Here is a 20560-nt window from a genome sequence, read left to right as displayed (position 1 = left end):
TGTGGTCGGACTGTACTGTCTTATGCAGCAAAGACGGGGCCGAGTGGCCAAGCCTAACCTATTATTGTTGTTCTGCTCTGACACTATAACGTTGTCTGCTTTCAACGCAATAGGCGGTCAGTAGATTTCCCCATACACAACCTGTGTCCAGCGCCTGAATATCGGCTATCGGACTTTGACCGTTGAGCGCGGCCCAGTGGCCGAATAATAACTCAGGATGAGGTTTATTGCGCCAGAATTCGTACCAGGGTACCAAATCCGGTTGATTTTCTGGCGCAGCCTTGCTGGATAGCTCTAGTGCGCCGTCGGGATGGCAAAAGCGCATCCGGGTGCAGGCGTTAATGGTATAGCGCCAGCGTTGCTCTTCAGTTTGGGCATCTGCCCAGCGTGCCGGTAAGTTACCGTACATGGCTGCGAGTAGTGGCACGGGATCTTGCTGTAACTGCCGGGAAACGTCGGCGCAGGCGCTAATTGCCGTCGGTAGGTCCCAGTCCGGGGCCAGGCCGGCATGTAACATCCAATAGGTATCCTCTGGCCCGCGTTGTAATAAGGGTTGTTGACATAGCCAACGCACCAGTTCTGCTAAGTCCGGCGCTGCCAGCAGCGCCTCCAGCTTATCGGCGGCTTTAATTTTGCCATAGCCATAATAGTGGGCAATAAAGTTCAGGTCGTGGTTACCCAGTACGACCCGGGCGCCACTGCCCAGTTGCTTAACAAAGCGCAGGCAGGCTAAGGAATCAGGACCGCGGGCGATCAAATCTCCACAGAACCATAAGCTGTCCTGCGCCGGCTGATAATTCAGCGCTGCCAGCAAGCGCTGCAGCGGTTCAAAGCAACCTTGTAAATCGCCAATAACGTAGGTGGCCATCAGTTCAGCGCGTGCGGCATGGCCAGTCGGAACAGCGGGATAGGGGTCTGAAACGGGTGTTTGGCAGCATCAATCATTTCGTAGTAACCCTGCATAGTGCCGACAGGGGTTTCTAATACTGCACCACTGGTATAGCTGTAGGTTTCACCTGGTTGCAGCTCCGGCTGTACCCCGATCACCCCGTCACCGGCGACCTCAGTTTGTTTACCGTTGCCATCGGTGATCAGCCAGTAGCGTCGCAGCAGCTGCACTGGCAGGCTGCTGTGATTGGTAATATTGACACAGTAAGCAAACACATAACGTTGTTCGGCAGGATCAGACTGGGCGCCAAGATAAAAACTGTCTACCGAAACCTTGACCTGATGTTCAGCTTGCATCCGTCTTTTCCTGTGTCGCCAGCCACTGCGCAACGCGGATAAAGTCAGTAACTGGTAGTTGCTCGGGTCTTAATCCCGGGTTGATACCCAGGGCTTCAATTTGTTCAGCAGTGGCGAAATTACTGAAGCCATTACGCAGTGTTTTACGGCGCTGATTAAAGGCTTCCAGACAAACCCGGTTTAGGATGGCCGGGTCAACGGCGGCCCGCTCGGCTTTGGGGAAAGGGATCAGGCGTACCACGGCAGAATCAACTTTCGGCGCCGGCTTAAAGGCGCCTGGCCCCACCTGCACGACCGGCAGTGCCTTGCAATAGTACTGTGTCATCACACTGAGGCGACCATAGTCCTTACCCCCATGGCTGGCCGTCATCCGATCTACCACTTCCTTTTGTAGCATAAAGTGCATGTTTTCAATTTCATCCGCGAATTCAAACAGATGAAACAGTAAAGGCGTAGAAATATTGTATGGCAGGTTACCAAAGACTTTGAGCTTTTGCCCAGGCTGGATTAACTGGCGAAAATCAAACTTCATGGCATCAGCCTGAAAGATTTGCAGTTTGTCAGCAAGGGTAGGGTGTTGGCGCAGACGCTCAGCCAGATCGCGATCCAGCTCTACCACTGTAAGTTTTCCTGCCGCCTCAGCAACCGGTTCCGTCAGCGCACCCAGACCTGGCCCAATTTCGACCAGCAGATCTGTGCTTTTCGGTGCTATCGCTTTGACGATTCTGCCAATGACCTGAGGGTCATGTAAAAAGTTTTGGCCAAAGCGTTTGCGGGCGCGGTGGCCCTGATGAATATTGTCAGTCATGATTATCCAGGGTGCGTTGTGCCAGTTGGATGGCTTCTCTGACAGCATGAAACAAGCTGCCAGGATCGGCTTTGCCGCTGCCAGCCAGATCCAGGGCGGTGCCATGATCGACAGAGGTCCGGATCAGGGGTAAGCCCAGGCTGATATTTACTGAGCGGCCAAAGCCTTTGTATTTCAGAACCGGTAACCCCTGATCGTGATACATGGCCAACACGGCATCGGCATCGTTCAGATATTTGGGTTGAAACAGGGTATCGGCGGGTAGCGGGCCGAACAGTTGCATCCCGGTCGAGCGCAGCTCATTTAATGCCGGGATAATCACATCAATTTCTTCGCGGCCCAGATGACCACCTTCACCGGCGTGTGGATTTAAGCCGCACACATAAATTTTCGGTTCAGGGATGCCAAATTTCTGCTGCAGATCCTGATGCAAAATGGTCAGCACTTTTAATAAACGTTCACGGGTAATGGCTTTGGCAACATAGGCCAGTGGAATATGGGTGGTAGCCAGTGCCACTCTTAAACCTTCAGTGGCCAGCATCATCACCACATAAGGGGTGTTGGATTGCTGGGCAAAGAACTCGGTATGGCCGCTAAAAGCAATACCCGCTTGATTGATAATACCTTTGTGCACTGGTCCGGTGACGATGGCAGCGACCTCTCCCGCGATCACCATTGCGCCGGCTGCTGTTAAGGTCTCGACAACATAGTTGCCATTGGCAGCATTGAGCTCGCCAGGAACGACGGCAGCGGCCAGCGGAAAATCCCGTACTGTCAGTGTACCCGCAGCCTGCGGTTTCGCAGGTACTGCCGCATCAAAGGGTAAAAACTGTAGCTGCAAACCCAGTTGCTTTGCGCGGTCGCGCAGCAGCTGCAGGTTAGCGCAAACAACCAACTCAACCGGCCAGGCCTGTTGTGCCAACGCCAGTACCAGATCTGGACCTATACCGGCGGGTTCACCGGGGGTTATTGCCAGGCGCAAGGTCATCAGTTGTCAGCCAGAACTTCAATATAGGCTTCATCACGCAGTTCGCGCAGGAAGCTGGTGGATTCCTCGTTGAAACGGCGGTTGAAGATCATCCGGTAAACCTGGTCGCGCTTACGATCTGCAGTAGCGTCTACAGTACGGCGATCCAATAGTTGGGCTATATGCCAGCCGTGTTCGGTGCGGAAGGGCTCACTGATTTCATTTAACTGCAACCGGTTCAGTGTATCGCGGAACGCAGGTACGTAAACATCAGGTTCACTCCAACCGAGTTCGCCACCATTTAGCTTAGAGCCAGGATCTTCAGAATGCTGTTTCGCCATCTCGGCAAAGTCGGCTTCACCAGCCTGAACTTTTTGCAGGATATCATTCAGCAAAGCGCGAGCACGTTCTTCACTGACGATAATCGAAGGTTTCACCAGAATATGCCGGGCTTTAACTTCCTGTAATTCTGTTACGTTTTCGCCACGAATATCGAAAATGGTCAGAATATGAAAGCCGGCACCAGAGCGTAGGGGCCCTGCCAAATCGCCTCTTTTACGGCCACGAATGGCCTCTGAGAACAGAGTGGGCATTTCGTTAATACCCATCCAGTCCAGTTCACCACCTTCCAGAGCATTAGCCGCACTGGAAGAGGCAATAGCTATGCGGCGGAAATCACTGCCTTCGCGTAGTAGCTTAATGACCTGCTCGGCACGCTCACGCGCATCGTTGATTTGCTCAGTCGTCGCCTGGCTCGGAATGGCAATCAGAATATGTCCCAGTTTGTACTGCTCATTAATGGCACCCTGTTCTTCCATCAGCTTCAGCAGGTTATCGACCTCTTGCGGGCTGATATAAATTCGGCGTTGTACGTTAGCCCGTAGCACCTCGTTGGTAATAATTTCTTCGCGTACCTTTTCCCGGAAGCGCTCATAATTACCCTCTTCCGCGGTGACGCGCTGACGGAATTGCTCCAGCGTCATATTTTCGCCCTGAGCAATATTGCGGATGGTATCGTCCAATTGAGCATCGGAAATTTGTAACCCCATACGCTGCGCCATCTGCAACTGTAGACTGGTCATAATCAAGCGCTCTGTAGCCTGAGTGCGCAGCGCCTGCTCAGACGGCAGAGTCTGGCCCTGAGCTTGTGCATTGCGTTTTACCCGTTCAACAATCTCATCAATATCGCTTTTTAAAATCACGCCATTATCTACAATGGCAGCCACCCGATCGACTTCGCGTTCAGCCGCACAAAGTGTGAGGCTAGCGGCGCCAAGCAAGAATGCACAGATAAGTTGTTGTAACTTCATAAGTTCCTACATTAATTTGTTAATAAATACGGGCGCCGATAGCTAAAAATGCCGTTCGACAACATATCGGCAACGCCAAAACCTGCTTTATCGCCAAAACCTTTGAACACAAACTGCAGACTAAAGCCACTGTCCAGACGGGCGAACTGATTTAAATCGGTAATGCCACTTTCCAGATCAGCTCGTACTTGCCTTCTGGCAACAAGACGTACAGCCCAACAGCATGATTCATATTGCAGTCCGAGATTAGCGTCTATCATACGACGATTTGTCACATCCCGATAGTAACTGGCAATCAGTTGCCAGTTTTGTTGCAGAGGGATAGCACCAAATAAGCCCAGTTGCTGGATTTCCACACCTGAGACAGCCCGACTGTAACGATGGTTCAATTGCAACAAGGTATTCTCGCTACCACGGTAGTCTAAACTGGCATTACTTTTTATCAGCTTTTTGCTATCGATATCATATTGTAATGCACTGCTAACGTACCAACGGCGGTACCAATGCCAAATCATTTCCGACGCGAGCATCGATTCGGTTGAAACCAGATCCTGGGTCAGCACATCGTTAGTCACTTCCGGTTCTTTCAGAAAGAAGATCTGGCCAAGACTAAAGCGAAACAACTCATTATCAGTATTGTCGTAAAAGCGGGTAGTCCAGCCCACAGTCAATTGATTAGCCTCGTTAATGCGATCCTGGCCAGAAAAGCGATTCTGCCGGAACAAACCGTAGTAGTCGTCCTGTAAGCGGGTGGTGTCATAAAGACCAATCTGGCTCTGATCGCGGTAGGGTATATACAGATACTGCAGCTGGGGTTCAAAGGTTTGCAGTGCCTGTTCGCCGAACCAGTCGTACTCTCGCTCAAAGTTTACTCTGGCATGCAGGCGAACCTTGGGCAGTGTCCGGCTGATTTTTTCCTGCTCAGCGCTGAGTTGTTGCTCACTTTGTTGTTGATAATAGGTATATAGCAGGCTGCTTTCGGCAGTTAGCTCAAAAGCGGGCGTGATAAAGGGCAATCTGATTGTCGGTTCCAAATGGATCCGATCGGCAGCGGTGTAGAACGCATCGGCATTACGAAAATGCGCATACTGCCCCTGCCATAACCACTGCAGATTATCGGTTAGCTGCAACGGACTTGCTGATGCCAAGCTCAGTTGTGGCACAGCATGATAGGCTCTGTTGTAATTTCCCAGGATCTCAAAACCCTGTAATTTCAACTGAGAGTGAACTTTGTCCCCGAAATAACTAAGATTCGCTTCACGATATAACTGGGTATCGCTTTGGTTATTAAAATCAGAGCCTAGTTCGGTGAGATAGGCATCATCACTGACATCAGTAAAATCAACATAGCCGCGCCACCGTTCACTAAAGTCCGACCGATGACTAAGATGGCCCAGATAACGTTGCCCAAAACCTGTTGGCTTATCATTATCGCTATGTAAATACTCTAGCTGCATCTGCCCCTGATGTGCTTCCGTCAGATAGCGAAACTCAGACTTTAACTGCGTACCTCTTTTGCTCATATAACGTGGGGTCAGGGTCAGGTCATAGTTCGGAGCCAGATTAAAGTAATAGGGGAGTTCTAAATCTAATCCAACCCGTTGTGAGCTGCCGACCTTGGGGATTAGCAAGCCGGTTTTCCGCTGATCATCTACCGGGAAGGTCAGATAGGGGATATAGAAGACCGGCACATCCTTGATACGGAATACCGCATGATGAGCTTCACCCCAGCCAGAGTCGGCGGCAATATTAATTTCTTCGGCATAAAGCCCCCAACTATCATCTTGTTGTGGGCAGGTAGTAAATAATGCCTGTTGCAGATACAATTGCTCAGCAGAAGCGACTAATGCCTTTGCCTCTCCCCGACCTGCCTGGCTGATAAATTGGTACCTGGCATCCGATAATTGGGCGCTATTGTTGGCAAGGTCGGCTGAAAAGCGGCTGCCACTGACATATAAGTCACTGTTGTAGTATTCAATACCGCCATCGGCGATCAGTTGTTGGTTGCTGGCGCTATACCGTGCCTGAGGAGCCTGTAATAGCGTGTCGCGTTGAACAATCTGAACATTTCCGGAAAAGTTAGCGTGCTGATTATCCTGTAATGCTACAGTATCAGAGAAAATGCGTATGCTGTTATCGCTTGCGACCGTCGATTGCAAGACCTCTGGTATAATCAATGGCTGATAACAAAGGGCAGGGGCAGGTTGTTGAGCTTGTGCCTGTGTGGCGTGCAACGCCGCCCAGATGAGTCCTGCTAAACTTAAACCCTGTTTCATGCCTTCTTCTCGTAAATACTTTACCCGTGCCGCGTTGCGCGGGTTTGCTATGATAAATCAATTTTAGAAATCCTGCTAATCCGATATAGTGCCGCTAGGCGAAAGTCGGGATTGTCCGGCCGGACAGCTGCTTAGGTTAAATCAAGACGGAGAAGTTCAGGTGTGGGGTAAAGTATTGGGTGCCTTATTCGGCCTGGCATTACTAAAACTGCCAGGGCTGGTACTTGGCGTATTGTTGGGACACCTTGCCGATCAATGGTTTTTGAAACGTTGGGCGCAGATACGTCAGCGGCTACAGCCTGAAGACGAGCAAAACCTGTTTATGTACAGCAGTTTTGCGGTGATGGGCCACCTGGCGAAAGCACGTGGCGTGGTAACGCAAGCGCACATTGCACAAGCCAATCGTTTTATGCAACAGCTGGGATTAACCGCCAGCCAGCAGCGCGAGGCGCAGGCAGCATTTCGTGACGGTAAAGTTGTGAATTTCCCGTTTCGGGAGCAGCTAGAGGCCTTTTATCAGTGCTATCGCTCCCGGCCAGAGGTGCTGCAATTGTTTTTGGAAGTACAATTGGGTACGGTTTGGGCCGAAGGTAAAATTATGGCTGAGCAACGGCGCCTACTGACCGTTATCGCGGAAGAGCTTAAGATCTCGCAACAGGTATTAGAGCAATTATTACGCTCTTACCAGTCGCGGCAGGAACAATCGCCGGGCACTTCACATGGGCTTACTTTAACAGCTGCCTATCAGTTGCTGGATTGCAGTCCCGAGTGTAGCGAATTGGAGCTTAAGCGGGCGTACCGTAAGCTGATGGCTCAGCATCATCCAGATAAACTGGTGTCGCAAGGGGTGCCTGCAGCGATGCTGGAAGTTGCTAAGCAGCGCTCGCAGGAAATACAGGCCGCATACGAGTTTATCAAGCAGCAGCGGGTAAAAGCGGGTTAAGGAGACTAAAACCCCAGACTACTGAGCCAGCCATAAATTTCTTTAAACAACCATTCTTGTTGACTGGAGTGATAATGCATTTCCGGTAAATAGCGTTGCCGGTAAAGTGGATTGTACTGTGTTCGCGCTAGCTGTTGTCTGCGCTGGCTATCCGAAACTGACCAAAGATGATCGGCACCTGTAAGCAGATCCAGGACGGGCACTCTGAGGTTAGTCATTTGTTGCTGTAGCTGCCGCTGTTGTGCTGGATCTTTCAGGTAGGCTCCGATACTGACTATCGCAGCGATATTCAGCTCGTCCTGTTCCATCATCAAGGCATGCCAGGCCCCAGCGGCTTCTCCCTGAACTATTATGATTAGTGGGCCTGAAGGTGTCAGTTGTTGTAAAGCTTGCCAGCGCGCTGCCAGCTGAACTTTATCTGCAGCCAGCGCTGTCGCAGCGTCCACAGTACTCTGCTGTTGCAGCTCAGGCAGCGCCAAAATGTTCCAACCGGAAGCAGGCAAGTGCTTAAACAAATAACCCCAAAGCTGCGGACTAAGCAAATGGCGCTGCTGTGCGGGCATAAAAATTACGGTGCCTTTACTTTGAAGGGGCACGGCTGAGACTCTGGCTACTTGGATTGAGTTTTCTGCGGTGGTTAATGTTGTGAGTTCGAGGCCGGGGTGTTGGCGTATCACATCCTGCCAGTTTGCTAACGCAGGACTGGCAAAGGATAGTAAACAAAAGAGTTGTAGAGCGCGAAATGTTGGCATAGTGACACCCGAAGAGCCAGATAATATGGTATCGGTCGTGGCTGCTAAAACTTAAGCCGTTAGCAGTATTATAGCCTGCAGCTGGTCCACATGTGTCACCAGAGGTTAATTCGCGCTTTGCAGGTGTTCACTGAAGGTATAAAGGACTTTATTATCGTGACTGAATTTAACATAGCTACCGTGGTGTTCCAACAATCTGACCAGTACCGACGGTTGTAAAATAAAACAATACTTTGTGGCTTTAAATTCAACCAGCGCTTTGGCCATTTCTCTTAGGTGGTCATTGGCGGCCAGTCGTTTTGCTTCCTGCTCATCATTACAAACATGCGCAGCTTGTTCCAGTTGAACTAAGGACTCAGAGTTGGCTGTTTCAGCTAGCAGAGTGGTGCTACCAAGCAGCAAGGTGGCAGTTAAACAGAATTTGACAAAACAAGACATCATTACTCGTTCCCGGAGCTTAGTATAGCGAGCTAAAAATTAGCAGCCTTCGCCCGGCGCGGCAACTGAAATTTTATCTAATACCCCGGAAAATAAAAAAGCCGCTGTTGTCAGCGGCTTTTTTGAGCATTAAGTGGCGATTAACGCATCACTGGCTCTTTGATTTTGGCAGTTACTTTAGCTTCGATGCGCTGGTTAGCAGCATGAGCTTCACGGCTGTTACCAGGTACGCGAGGCTGAGTTACACCAAAGCCTTTTGAGGTAATGCGTGAGCTTTCGATGCCCTGAGCAACTAACAGGTCAGCGATGGCTTTAGCACGACGCTCAGATAAGCGCATGTTGTATTCTGGTTTACCGATGTTAGAGGCGTGACCTTCGATGAAAACCACTGACTCTGGGAAACGCTTCATGAACGCTGCCAGTTTGTTAACTTCAGTGCGGCCTTCTGGCGACACAGTGGCAGAGTCGAAAGCGAAGCGAACTTCGATATCTACGTCACCAACACGGTCCATTTTCTCGGTGTAGATGGTACAACCATCAGCATCAACTTTCTGACCTGCTGGTGTATTCGGACACTTGTCACGGCTATCTGGCACGCCGTCACCGTCAGAGTCTACAACTACTGGGGCCGGAGCTGGCTCAGGTTGTGGCGCTGGAGTTGGCGCAGGAGCTGCTGCCGCACCGAAAATCCAGCTGGCGCCGAACTTGATCGAGGCATCATTCCACTGACCACGGCTAATACCGCGGAAACGGTTACCTTCAGCGAATAAGGCAACGCTTTCGTTGATGAAGTAACGGTAACCCACACCGACGTTCAGAGCGTCAAATGCGATGTTGTGTTCAAAGTGTTTCCAGCCACCGACCAGGTAAACATTTGAATTCGGGATGTGATACATTGCATCAACACCAAAGCGGTCACCGGTAACGCGTGAACTTTGCGTTAATGAGTCCAGACTTTGGCGGGCATACTCAGCACGCACGCCCCAAGTTTCATTCAGGCGGTAGCCAATTTCTACACCGACGCCCCAACCGTTATCGACGTTATCCCATGCAGCTGATTGGCCTTTACGGTTATCAGTCCAGTAGCTTTCGCCGAATAATGAGCCGAAGACTTTCTTTTCCAGGTCCTTTGCTGAAGGAGCGTTGGCAAAGGCCTGTGCGCTCAGCAGTGGTAATGCAGCCAGAACTGCAATGGCGGTTGCTTTCAGTTTCATCCGTTTCTCCTTTGATTCATCCAACTTAGCAAACTTGTAATAGTTTACCATATTGTTTTGACAGTATTATTAGTTTTGAACAAATTTAAGCGTTTAATTTTACGACAGTGGCATCTTAACCAGTAAAACTGAATGTTAGGTTAATAAAGTTCTAAATTTTAGCTTAAAACGGGCATTTTGCAAAAAAAGTCAAGTTTTCAGCTGTTTCCGGGTGCACCAGGCAGAGTTCGGTGGCATGCAGTTGCAGCCGCCCGATTTGCTGGAAATCCGGATTGTAAAATTTATCGCCCAGGATCGGATGGCCAAGGAATTGTAGGTGTACTCTGAGCTGGTGTGAGCGTCCGGTTACCGGCTCTAGCTCAACCAGGCTGCTGTCTACAGTGCGCTGTAATACCCGGAAGTGGGTCAGAGAGGCTTTCCCATATTGATAACAGACCTTTTGCTTAGGGCGGTTCGGCCAGTCGCAGATCAATGGTAACTCAATACTTCCCCGATCTGCCGTAATACAACCGCTTACTCTTGCCAGGTAGCGTTTTTTGATCGTCCGTTCCGAAAATTGCCGGTTGAGTTCACGCTGCGCCTCCTTGGTCAGTGCCATTACCATCAGACCTGAGGTCGCCATATCCAGCCGGTGCACCACACTTGCCTGTGGCCAGACCCGCTGTACCCGGTACTGCACGCTGTCAAAATGCTCGGCAGCTTTGCCTGGCACAGAGAGCAGGCCACTGGGTTTATTCAACACCACTAACTGGTCATCCTGATACAAAATGTCCAGATAGGGTGACAGAGGTGGGCGATAATCCAATAGCATACTAGTCGTGGCTCACTACGATAACCCGGATCGCATCTAGTTTTAGACGAGCCTTCGCAAGGTATTCCTCGCCTTGCTGCCGCAGTGCTTGCAGGTGATGAATTTCTTCCGGCCGAACCAGTGGATTAACGCTTTGCAGCGCCAGCAGACGTTGGATTGCGGCAGTCAATTGCTGTTGTAACTGGCTAACAGCCTCAGCTTTGAGTGCCGCCAGTTGACTGTTTGCCTGTTGCTCCGCCGCAGCCAGTAAAGGATGGATCAGATTCTGTAACGCATTAACCAATTTGGCTCCGGTTTGCCGACCTACGGGTTTTAGCTGACGGTTAAAGTTATCAAAGGGCACTTTTGCCGCCAGATCTTTACCGCTTTTGTCCAGCAGCAAGCGAATGGGCGTTGGCGGCAGATAACGGTTAAGCTGCAAAATAGCCGGTGCGCTGGCTTCAGCGATAAAAATCAGTTCGACAAAGAAGCTGCCGACCGGTAACGCCTTGTTCGGTAGCAGGGCGACAGAGCTATTGCCAAAGTGCTCGTTGCTTAGCAGATCCAAAGTGCCGGTGACCATCGGGTGATCCCAGCTTAGAAACTGGATATCTTCCTCTGCCAGCGCCGTTAAGCGGTCAAAGGTGACGGTAGTGCCTTCATCGTCCAACCCGGGGTAGTTCAGCTGCAATTGTTCCGACGGGCGCAAGATAATGCTGGTGTCTGAGCGATCTTCCTGAGCGACGCCCAGCAGGTCCCAGGCTTTAAACATCAGCATCGGTAACCGCACATCCTGATCCAACTGACTGATTGCTGTCGCTAACTCGATTGCTTTGCTACCGCCAGCGGAGTTAAGTTCAAGTAGCTGATCACGTCCTTGCTCCAGTTGCTGTCGTAACCGGGCTGCCAGGCTTGCGGTGTCGCTGATAAAAGCCAGAACCGATTCAGACTGACAGGCCGCCGAGGCAAGCAGTTGCAACAGCTGTTGCTGTTGTTGTTCAAAAATAATTCGTCCGCTCTGGCAGGTTTGGGCGAAGGCATCCAAGCCTTGCTGATACCAGTCAAATAGCAATTGCTGCGCGGTGCCGGCAAAATAGGGTAAGTGGATCTGGATATCCTGTTGCTGCCCGATCCGGTCCAGGCGACCGATACGCTGTTCCAGCAGATCCGGATTCAGTGGTAAATCGAACAGCACCAGATGATGCGCAAACTGGAAATTCCTGCCCTCACTACCGATCTCTGAGCATAGCAGTACCTGGGCGCTGTATTCTTCCTGCGCAAAGTAGGCCGCGGCTTTATCACGCTCCAGAATGCTCATGCCTTCGTGAAACACAGCGGCTCTTACTCCGGCCAGGGTGCGTAACGCCTCCTCTAGCGCTATGGCGGTGGCTGCTTTGCTACAAATCACCAGAGACTTCGCCGGCCGATGTTGTTTTAACAGATCCAGCAAGTAGCTGACTCTGGGATCGAATTGCCACCACTGGCTGCTCGAACCCTCAAAATCCTGAAATACCTGTTCGGGAAAGAGTTGTGCCTGCACCCGGTGTAGCAGTGGTGCGTCCTGCTGCAAATTCTGAAACACCTTTAATGCATTTTCATACTGGGCAGGCAAGCTGAGCGGCGCCGGAACCGCATGGCGTTTTGGAAAGCCTTTAATACCGGCACGGCTGTTACGGAACAGGATGCGGCCTGTGCCGTGACGGTCCAGTAATTGTTTCAGCAATGCCTCTTTGATCGCAGGCATCGTCTCAGGCTGCTGGCTTAACTGTTCAACTAGCTTGCGACTTTCATTGTCAGCTAACAGTTGTCTCAGCTCTGTCACTAATTCGGCATCAGGGTCCGTTGTTTGCATCAAGCGGCGCGCCAGGGCGGCAATATGTTGATACGTCTGCTCTTGCTCTAAAAACACCTGATAATCATAAAAACGGTCAGGATCAAGCAGGCGCAAACGGGCGAAGTGGCTCTGATGACCAAGCTGATCAGGTGTCGCAGTAAGCAGAATCAGGCCGGCCGTATCCTGCGCCAGTGCCTCAATGCGCTGATATTCCGTGCTTGCCGCCTCAGGTTGCCACTGCAGATGATGTGCCTCATCGACCACCAGAATATCCCAGTGACTACCTACTGCCTGTTCATGCCAACTTTTCTTTTTTGTTAGAAACTCCAGGCTACATAACACCAGTTGCTCAGTATCAAAGGGATTATCAGCATCTAATTGTGCTTGCTGGCAACGTTCTTCATCAAAGATCGAAAAGCGCAGATTAAAACGGCGCCACATTTCAACCAGCCACTGATGTTGTAGCGATTCCGGTACCACGATCAGTACCCGGCTGGCTAGCCCGGTCAGTAATTGTTGATGCAGGATCAGGCCCGCTTCGATAGTTTTACCCAGGCCGACCTCGTCAGCCAATAACACCCGTGGTGCGTGACGCTGGGAAACTTCGCTGGCGATATACAGTTGGTGCGGGATCAAACTCACCCGGCCACCGGCCAGGCCACGCAGTGGGCTTTGCTGCAGTTGTTGCTGCATCTGCCAGCTTTGGAAACGTAGTGGAAAGTACTCAAAGCGGTCGATCTGACCCGCGAACAGGCGGTCCTGCGGCTTATTAAAACTGAGAAAGTGATCGAGAAAAGTTTCGCGCAACACCACCGGCTCACCGTTATCGGTGCGCACGCCATGATAGCTGAGCAGCTGTTGTTGCTCGCTTAACTCCTGCACCAGAATACTGAAGCCTTCTGCACTTTTAATCTGGTCGCCAACATTAAAGGTAACGCGGGTTAGCGGAGCTTCTTGCTGGGCATAGAGCCGTGTTTCGCCACTGGCCGGAAACAATAACGTTAGCATCCGTCCTTCAATTGCGATAACGGTTCCTAACCCTAAATCTGATTCCGCGTCGCTAATCCAACGCTGGCCCAGTGCAAATCTCATACGTAATCCTGGCAGTCTAAAAATGGGGCGTCATGGTACAGCGAAAAACGCTCTGATGCATCAGCAAAACAAGCTGCTGCGGTCATTTTTCTGTCATCTGAATGTCGCAAGGTAGTCACAGGACAGTTTAAAAAAACTGTCACTCAGTATAGCAGTCTGAGATGGATGCACTATGCTGAACTAATAGGATGCAAAAATCTGTGGGTGAAAACAAAAAGGAGCAGTGCCTATGGCGCGGAAAAAATCGAAAGAGAAGAAGATCTACGTCCTTGATACCAATATTCTGCTGCACGAACCTTTCGCTTTTCTGAACTTCGAAGAACATGATGTTGTAATCCCGATGACCGTACTGGAGGAGCTGGATCATATTAAAGATCGGCATAAGGACGTTAGCCGTGATGCCAGGGTGGCGATCCGGGCGCTGGAGGATGTGCTGAAAGATGCATCACCCGAACAGATGTTGCACGGTGTGGCCTTACCGGCCCGCAGTGATGAAAGACCCAGCGGACATATCTTTATTATTAACGACCACCATTTGAAAGATGAAATTCCGGGCTTACCCGGTGGTGAAAACGATCACCTGATTATTAATACTGCCCTTTATTTACAGCGCGAAAAGAGTCCGGTCAAAGTCATATTAGTGACAAAAGACATCAATATGCGGCTAAAGGCCAAGGGCGCCGGGTTGAAGCTGGTCGAAGATTACCGCACTGACCAGTTAATTGACGATGTCAGATTTCTGTATAAAGGCTATTACAAGTTTAGCGGCGAGTTCTGGTCACAGGTTGGCGAATGCCGTACCGTCAATGAGGGGCGCGAGGTCGTGCACTATATCAGCCGCAAGGTACTACCGAATGCTTATGTAAATGAATATCTGATTGATGAAGCAGAAACCTTTGCCGGCAAGGTGCTGGCGATCACTGAGACAGAGCTGAAGATTGCGGATTATGGTGTGGAACGTATGATGCACCGCCATGCCTGGGGTATTCATCCGAAAAATATCTATCAGGCAATGGCGTTACAGGCGCTGTTGGATCCACAGATGGATCTGGTGATCCTGACTGGCCCCGCCGGTTGCGGTAAAACCCTGATAGCCCTTGCCGCTGCGTTAGAGCTGGTGATTGAGAAAGGCATGTACGATAAGGTCATCGTCACCCGTAATACTCCGGAAATTGCTGAGTCGATTGGGTTTTTACCCGGCTCAGAAGAGGAAAAAATGGCGCCTTGGCTGGCGGCCATCACCGATTCGCTGGAAGTGCTGCACAAAACCGATGAGCATCCGCACGCCAGCGTGAATTACATTATGGAGAAAGCCAATATCCAGTTTAAGTCGGTTAACTTTATGCGCGGCCGCAGCATTCAAAATGCGATAGTGATCCTCGACGAATGCCAGAATCTCAGTGCTGCGCAGTTAAAAACTATTATTACCCGTTGCGGCGAGGGCACCAAGTTAATCTGCTCCGGTAACCTGTCGCAAATTGACAGCAACTATCTGACCGCGGTGACCTCAGGGCTAACCTATATTGTCGAACGTTTTAAGAACTTTGAGGGCAGTACTACCATTAATCTGAACGGGGTGGTTCGTAGCCGGCTGGCGTCCTTTGCCGAGGCTAATCTGTAGGCAGAATCGGGCCAGATGGCCCGTGGTATTTAACTCTGCGCCAAAACGTAGTATGTTCAGCTGAGTTAAATGCTGCTGCAAGGACAGCCGATGCAGAACCCGATCCTTTCTGAATATCAACGCACCCGGCGTCTGGGTGCGTTTTTTGTGTTGCTATTAAGTTTTGCTGCGGCAACAGTGCATTTCTTGCTGACACTGGAGCAGCGAATGGAGTTGCAGAGTCAGCGCCTGGCCATTAAGGCGCTGCATTTGGATGCGCAGTTATTACCTTTACAAAAGTTTGCTGACAGCATGCAGCAACAGGCGTTGTTGGAACAAGCGGACTTGCTATCCGTATTTAATTCCCCCCTTTATACCCTTGACGGCCAAACACCTGATATAGCAAGTTTGCGCTCGGCACAGCGCCTATCCAATAACGAACTGCATTTTTTAAGCCGTTCTGAAGCAGCGCTGAATACCGCCAGAACCCTGTACCCATGGTTGGATCGCGTGCTGTATTGGTCGGATCAGGATTTAGTGTATTTAACGCCGCAACAGCTCTCGCTACTGCAAATCCAGACTTTACAGCCCTGGCTTGAGCAGCAGCGTAAGGTACCGGTTGCCGAGCAAGCCGGTTTGAGCCACCTGGAAACGAACAAAATTTTGCTAAGCCGCCGTTTACGCTTTGCCGATGGGCATGGCGGTTGGTTGATCTTTGTCATTGACTCAGCCGTTTTGCTTGAGCCTTTTCAGAAGCTGTTGCCTGGAACCGATTTTTTCCTGTTGGACGAGCATGGCAAATTATTAGGTAATGGCCAGACGCCATTGCGCGACCTGGAGCAACGTGTATTGCAGTTGCAGCGGATCGGAAAGCAACCTCTGTCCCTGGTTATGCTGGAGCAGCGGCAAAGTTTGTTCGGTGCCGGACTGCTAGCATTACTGACCTTCTGGTTGGGTTATTTGCTGGTGCTGTCGCTGGCGTTGTGGGCCTTTTTGTATCGCTACCGCCAGAAAACCTTGCAACCAGTAAAGCGGCTGACGATTCATATCGAGCGTTTATTACGCGATCAGGGTGGGGTGCGGCATATTCCTCGCGGCTGGGAAGAGCTTTTTGATAAGATCAATCGTCTGAAACCATAAGGGAACACCGCCGTTGCGGTGACAAAGAACCGATGAAATTAAGCCGAGAGATCACCGCTACAGCCCCCGTCACCGCCATAGAGCTACTCAGTACGGCAGTGCCGGAGTTGCCGAAAGGTCGATTAAAAGATGCGATGAACAAGGGCGCCGTGCAGTTAATTGCCAAGCCGGTAAAACGACTAAGACGCGCCCAGTTTATGCTGAAAGCCGGTGATCGGCTGGCGCTGCACTATGACAGTGAAATTTTAAGCCGGGATTGTGCTGCGGCGCAGCTGCTGGCTGATGAAAAGGCCTATAGTGTCTGGTTTAAGCCTGCCGGTATGTTGTCGCAAGGTAATGAATGGGGCGATCATCTCAGCTTATTGCGCTTTGCCGAGCAACACTTTACACCCGCCCGCCCCGTGTTCCTGCTGCACCGTCTTGATCGTGAAGCCAGTGGTTTAGTCTTGCTGGCACATAATAAACAGGCCGCAGCGGCCCTGAGCAAACTCATCGCTGAGCGGGCTATTATCAAAAAGTACCGGGTACGGGTAAAGGGCGCTTTGCCTGCTGACGTGCTGAGTCAGGGTAGGATTGCACTGCCGCTGGATGGCAAGGCATCAGAAAGTCGTTTTAGTTTGCTGGAGTATTGCAGTTTAACCGATACCAGTTTGCTAGAGGTAATACTGATAAGTGGTCGCAAGCATCAGATCCGTCGACACTTCGCTGCTATAAACTGCCCGGTGATGGGCGATCCGCAATATGGCCGGCAAAACAAAAGCACCACAGGCCTGGCGCTGCAGGCGGTAGAGTTGGCGTTTTTCTGCCCCCTTAAACGACGCCAACAGCAATTCCTGCTGCCAGCGTCATTAGTTCAGAGTTGAAACGACAGCTGATTGCCGTTTAACTGCAGTGTTAATTCACCCAGTTTCAGCGCATTTAATATATCGGCACGCAAATTGTCTGCCTGCCATTCACAGGGCCGGGGATGGCTGCTGTAGACAACCAGTTGCCACAAGGAACCAGAGTTTAACTGTTGCCCGGCCAGATACCAGCAGAGCCAGACCAGCTCTGCCAGACCATTCAGATCCTCTTTTTGCCAGTGCTCGCCAAGCAGGTCCTGCAGTGGCAAGTTCAGGGTCAGTAATTCAGGATTGGCGCCAAGCTCAGTCAGCTTTTGTTCCAACAGCGCAATCGCCTGTTGTTGTAGTTGCGGCAATTTCTGCTCATCGTCGCAACATAGCCACAGCATTTCACTGCCACTAAAACTGGCGGTAACTTCCGGCAGGTTAAGTTGCTGACGTACTTGTTCCAGCAACTCGCTGACGGAACGTCTGCCATATTTTTGTTGCAGCAGGGTGCGATTACGCGGCAGTAATACTATTAAGTGTGGTGCAGTACGTTGATTGGTCTGTTTTACTTTTTCACGGAACTGGCTCCACTGTTTTGGTGCCAATTCCGGCGCAGGCGTTGTCGTGGCTACCGGTAATTGCCGACGGTATAATTGCCAGATCACGAAAGCAGTAAAAATCAGTCCGACTAACAATAACTGCAGTAGAACCTGTCTGGATTCGGCGGCGGCGAGTTGTAGTTGCAGTTGCTTCAGCTCAGCTGACTGCTGGCTCACCTGGTTGTTATCGGTTAAGCCCCCTTTCAGCTGGGCCATAGTGCTTCTTAATTGTTCGCTTTGCTCTTGCTGTGCTAACTGCATCGCCTGCTGCTGCGCCAGATAAGCTGTCTGCCACTGCTGGCGCGCAGCAGCCAGGTCGGATTTATTGTTGTAGAAGCGTAGCTTAAGGTAAGTTGCCGCGGCATTAATATCTGGCGCGATGTCGGCCAGCAATTGCTCTGCTTCCGGATAACGCTGCTGCTGGATATAGAGCCGCGCTAATGCCAGCGTAATTTCCTGGAGATAGGTCGCAGAGTTTATTTGGCGGAATTGCTGCAACGCCAGTTGATATAATTGTTCGGCGGGTGCCAATTGTTGCTGTACCAAGGCGGTGCGGGCCAGGCTGTAGTTGACCATCGCAATGCGCAGTAAGTTTTGCTGCTGCTCGGCGATGTGTCGTGCTTCTTCCAACAACAGTTGCGCTTGCTCCGCCTGTACTGGCTCTTCCAGATAGGTTTCAGCCAGATAAATCAACGCATGGGTATAATTAGATTGCAGATCCAAAGCGCGGTAGCGCTCTGCTGCCTGCTGAAAATGTTCCAGCGCATCCTGGTGCAAATCCAACTTACGAAACGCCATTCCCAGCCTGAAGTGGATTGAAGCCAGACTTTCAAAATCCTGTAGCTGATTGGCCAGCGTCAAACCTTGCTGTAAGTAGTAAAAGGCGCGCTGATATTGATTATCCTGCAATGCCAGCCGGCCACTGATAATCAGTGAGGTTAGCTCCCGCGACGGCTCACCCAGTTGTCGTGCCAGTGCCAGACTACGCTCCGCATACTCCAAACCCGTAGCTAACTGTCCAAGCAGATTATAGGCAGAAGCGAAACTGCGTAGTACATCATTCAGCAGGCGCAGGCTGGGTTGCTCGTCGCTGTTAAGCAGCAGTTGTTCGGCAGCCAGTAGCTGCTGAAGAGCCATCTCAGCATTCTGAAAATAAATGCCGTGAATTTGTGCTTTATGAAACAGGCTTAACGCCTGTAAATAAGGGGTAGTAGCCAGTTGCTCCGCCTTACTGGCCGCATCCAGGGCAGCATCCCTGTTATTGACTGTCTGATAACTGACTGACAACACCAGATAGTCTTCGGCAGTTAAGGTCGTTAGTGCCTGGTTTTGCAGACTGGAAATAAATTGTTCGGCAGCAGCTTTACTTTTGTCTACTTCACTCAGCCGCTCTGTCAGGTTAGCAGCCTGCACTGGCAGACTTATTCCAACCGCCAACAAAAAAACATAAAGAAAACGCATAGAAAGCTCTTATTTTTATCGCCCCGGCGCATCCAATGCAAGTGGCACTCTTTGCTGATGTTGGGCAGAGCATCCGTTCTGCCGGGTAGTATCTTATTACTAAAACAGCTAATTATTATAACAGTTTTTAGCGGCTGACTCAGCGTTCGAGAAAACCTTGAATATTGTCGGCAATCTTTAACACCATTCTGGTTCGCGCCTCACGACTGGCCCAGCCAATATGGGGCGTGATTAACAAATTGGGTAGCTTGCAATTTAGCAGCGGATCCGAGGCCGGGGGCGGTTCAGTGCTAAGAACGTCAAGTGCAGCCGCGCCGACCTGCCCGGTTTTTAAGGCCTCAAGCAGCGCATTAGGCTCAATCAGCGCACCGCGCGCCGTATTGATCAGCACAGCGCCGGTTTTTAACCCTGCCAGACTGTTCTTATTAATCATATGCCGGGTATCAGCGGTCAAAGGGCAGTGCAGGGAGACAATATCTGCCTCTGCCAGTGCCGCGCCAAATGCCAGGCGGCCGGGGCGGATCTCTGTGGCAGAGGGCCGCTCGGCGATCAATACCTTCATACCAAAGGCCCTGGCTAAGGCAGCCGTTGCCTGACCCAAGACACCATAGCCGACAATCACCATAGTTTTGCCGGCCAGTTCAAAGATGGGGTAATCCAGCAAACAGAAACTCTGGCTACGACTCCAGTCGCCACGTTGTACCGCTGTGCTGTAACTGAAAAGCTGATTACTCAGTGCTAGCAGCAAGGCGAAGACATGCTGTGGCACAGCCGTGCCGGCATAATCGGTAACATTAAACACCTGAATTCCTGCCGTCCTGGCCGCCTGTAGATCAATATTATCCATACCGGTTGCCGCCACCATAATAGCTTTCAGGCGTGGCAGTTTGGCAATCAGCGCCGCGTCTAGGCGGCATTTATTGACGATAGCGATGTCGGCATCTTGCAGCCGTGCCGGCAGCTCGTCGGCGCTGCTGTGGGCATAGACCTGAAGCTGACAGTTAGCAAGGTGCAAAGCCGATAAATCGGCATCGCCCAGAGTAGCGGCATCGGCAAATACGATTTGGTAACGCATAGGCTTTAGAGTTCCTGGCGCCGTTTCAGAAAAAGCTGTTTTAGCATAGCTAAGGGGCTAATGCAGCTGATATTACTAAGACTATCGTCGAACAGCCGGCTGAGAGCTCCATGTAGTTTAAAAAGTGCGCACCAGAATGCCTGAAAAAACCTCAATCAAGGCGTGATTGCGAAGGAATAGTGGCGC

The 20560-nt window shown here is 51.0% G+C and carries 17 protein-coding genes; 4 read left to right on the top strand and 13 right to left on the bottom strand.

All coding sequences use genetic code 11. From position 1 onward, the window contains the following. Positions 1–61: 61 nt before the first annotated feature. The 6 genes from A9165_RS06890 to A9165_RS06865 are packed head-to-tail and all read right to left on the bottom strand — an operon-like array spanning position 62 to position 6606. On the bottom strand, positions 62–868 hold the full coding sequence (locus tag A9165_RS06890; protein WP_008609262.1) for a symmetrical bis(5'-nucleosyl)-tetraphosphatase: 807 nt from the start codon (positions 866–868) through the stop codon (positions 62–64). Next, the gene (apaG, locus tag A9165_RS06885; protein WP_008609261.1) at positions 868–1245 is read right to left on the bottom strand and encodes a Co2+/Mg2+ efflux protein ApaG; all 378 of its coding nucleotides are present in this window, start codon (positions 1243–1245) and stop codon (positions 868–870) included. The genes A9165_RS06890 and apaG overlap by 1 nt, the downstream gene beginning before the upstream one ends. After that, positions 1235–2053 carry a 16S rRNA (adenine(1518)-N(6)/adenine(1519)-N(6))-dimethyltransferase RsmA gene (gene rsmA, locus A9165_RS06880; protein ID WP_008951015.1) on the bottom strand — a complete coding sequence of 273 codons (819 nt, stop codon included), beginning with the start codon at positions 2051–2053 and terminating at the stop codon, positions 1235–1237. The genes apaG and rsmA overlap by 11 nt, the downstream gene beginning before the upstream one ends. Then, positions 2046–3044 (bottom strand): 4-hydroxythreonine-4-phosphate dehydrogenase PdxA, encoded by a 999-nt coding sequence (gene pdxA / locus A9165_RS06875; RefSeq protein ID WP_176714599.1) that lies wholly within the window; start codon positions 3042–3044, stop codon positions 2046–2048. Before pdxA ends, rsmA begins: the two co-directional genes overlap by 8 nt. Beyond that, positions 3041–4330 carry a peptidylprolyl isomerase SurA gene (gene surA / locus A9165_RS06870; protein WP_065955378.1) on the bottom strand — a complete coding sequence of 430 codons (1290 nt, stop codon included), beginning with the start codon at positions 4328–4330 and terminating at the stop codon, positions 3041–3043. The genes pdxA and surA overlap by 4 nt, the downstream gene beginning before the upstream one ends. Before the next feature lie 11 nt (positions 4331–4341). Then, on the bottom strand, positions 4342–6606 hold the full coding sequence (locus A9165_RS06865) for an LPS-assembly protein LptD (protein ID WP_065955377.1): 2265 nt from the start codon (positions 6604–6606) through the stop codon (positions 4342–4344). 160 nt (positions 6607–6766) lie between these two features. On the opposite strand from A9165_RS06865, the gene djlA reads away from it, so the two are divergent. Then, on the top strand, positions 6767–7549 hold the full coding sequence (djlA, locus tag A9165_RS06860) for a co-chaperone DjlA (protein WP_065955376.1): 783 nt from the start codon (positions 6767–6769) through the stop codon (positions 7547–7549). 5 nt (positions 7550–7554) lie between these two features. Here djlA and A9165_RS06855 read toward each other — a convergent pair whose 3' ends face one another. The 5 genes from A9165_RS06855 to rapA all read right to left on the bottom strand — a co-directional run bounded on the left by A9165_RS06855 (position 7555) and on the right by rapA (position 13669). Continuing rightward, positions 7555–8112 carry a DUF3530 family protein gene (locus tag A9165_RS06855; protein ID WP_065955375.1) on the bottom strand — a complete coding sequence of 186 codons (558 nt, stop codon included), beginning with the start codon at positions 8110–8112 and terminating at the stop codon, positions 7555–7557. A 294-nt stretch (positions 8113–8406) separates the two neighbouring features. After that, on the bottom strand, positions 8407–8742 hold the full coding sequence (locus A9165_RS06850; protein ID WP_083216235.1) for a hypothetical protein: 336 nt from the start codon (positions 8740–8742) through the stop codon (positions 8407–8409). Positions 8743–8879: 137 nt separating this feature from the next. After that, positions 8880–9953: an OmpA family protein gene (locus tag A9165_RS06845; protein ID WP_065955374.1), complete on the bottom strand. Its 1074-nt coding sequence runs from the start codon at positions 9951–9953 to the stop codon at positions 8880–8882. Positions 9954–10116: 163 nt separating this feature from the next. Further along, complete coding sequence (locus tag A9165_RS06840) at positions 10117–10764, bottom strand: RluA family pseudouridine synthase (protein WP_065955373.1); 648 nt, start codon at positions 10762–10764, stop codon at positions 10117–10119. Between the two features lies 1 nt (position 10765). Next, the gene (gene rapA / locus A9165_RS06835) at positions 10766–13669 is read right to left on the bottom strand and encodes an RNA polymerase-associated protein RapA (RefSeq protein WP_065955372.1); all 2904 of its coding nucleotides are present in this window, start codon (positions 13667–13669) and stop codon (positions 10766–10768) included. A 229-nt stretch (positions 13670–13898) separates the two neighbouring features. Between rapA and A9165_RS06830 the strand changes: the two genes are divergently transcribed. The 3 genes from A9165_RS06830 (at position 13899) to A9165_RS06820 (ending at position 17272) form a co-directional block, all read left to right on the top strand. Then, the gene (locus A9165_RS06830) at positions 13899–15290 is read left to right on the top strand and encodes a PhoH family protein (protein ID WP_008609248.1); all 1392 of its coding nucleotides are present in this window, start codon (positions 13899–13901) and stop codon (positions 15288–15290) included. 90 nt (positions 15291–15380) lie between these two features. Continuing rightward, entirely contained in the window at positions 15381–16409 is a 1029-nt protein-coding gene (locus A9165_RS06825) for a hypothetical protein (protein ID WP_255365667.1), read from the top strand. Positions 16410–16441: 32 nt separating this feature from the next. Beyond that, on the top strand, positions 16442–17272 hold the full coding sequence (locus A9165_RS06820; RefSeq protein WP_065955370.1) for an RluA family pseudouridine synthase: 831 nt from the start codon (positions 16442–16444) through the stop codon (positions 17270–17272). Here A9165_RS06820 and A9165_RS06815 read toward each other — a convergent pair. Beyond that, positions 17263–19299 (bottom strand): tetratricopeptide repeat protein, encoded by a 2037-nt coding sequence (locus tag A9165_RS06815; protein ID WP_065955369.1) that lies wholly within the window; start codon positions 19297–19299, stop codon positions 17263–17265. The genes A9165_RS06820 and A9165_RS06815 overlap by 10 nt on opposite strands. 139 nt (positions 19300–19438) lie before the next feature. Continuing rightward, entirely contained in the window at positions 19439–20374 is a 936-nt protein-coding gene (locus tag A9165_RS06810; protein WP_008609244.1) for a D-2-hydroxyacid dehydrogenase, read from the bottom strand. Positions 20375–20560 lie beyond the last annotated feature (186 nt).

Origin of the sequence: Alishewanella sp. HH-ZS, from assembly GCF_001704375.1 — a bacterium.
Classification (GTDB): Bacteria; Pseudomonadota; Gammaproteobacteria; order Enterobacterales; family Alteromonadaceae; genus Alishewanella; species Alishewanella aestuarii.
The sequence above is the reverse complement of the archived record's forward strand: the minus strand, read 5'-3'. Positions and strand labels throughout refer to the sequence as shown.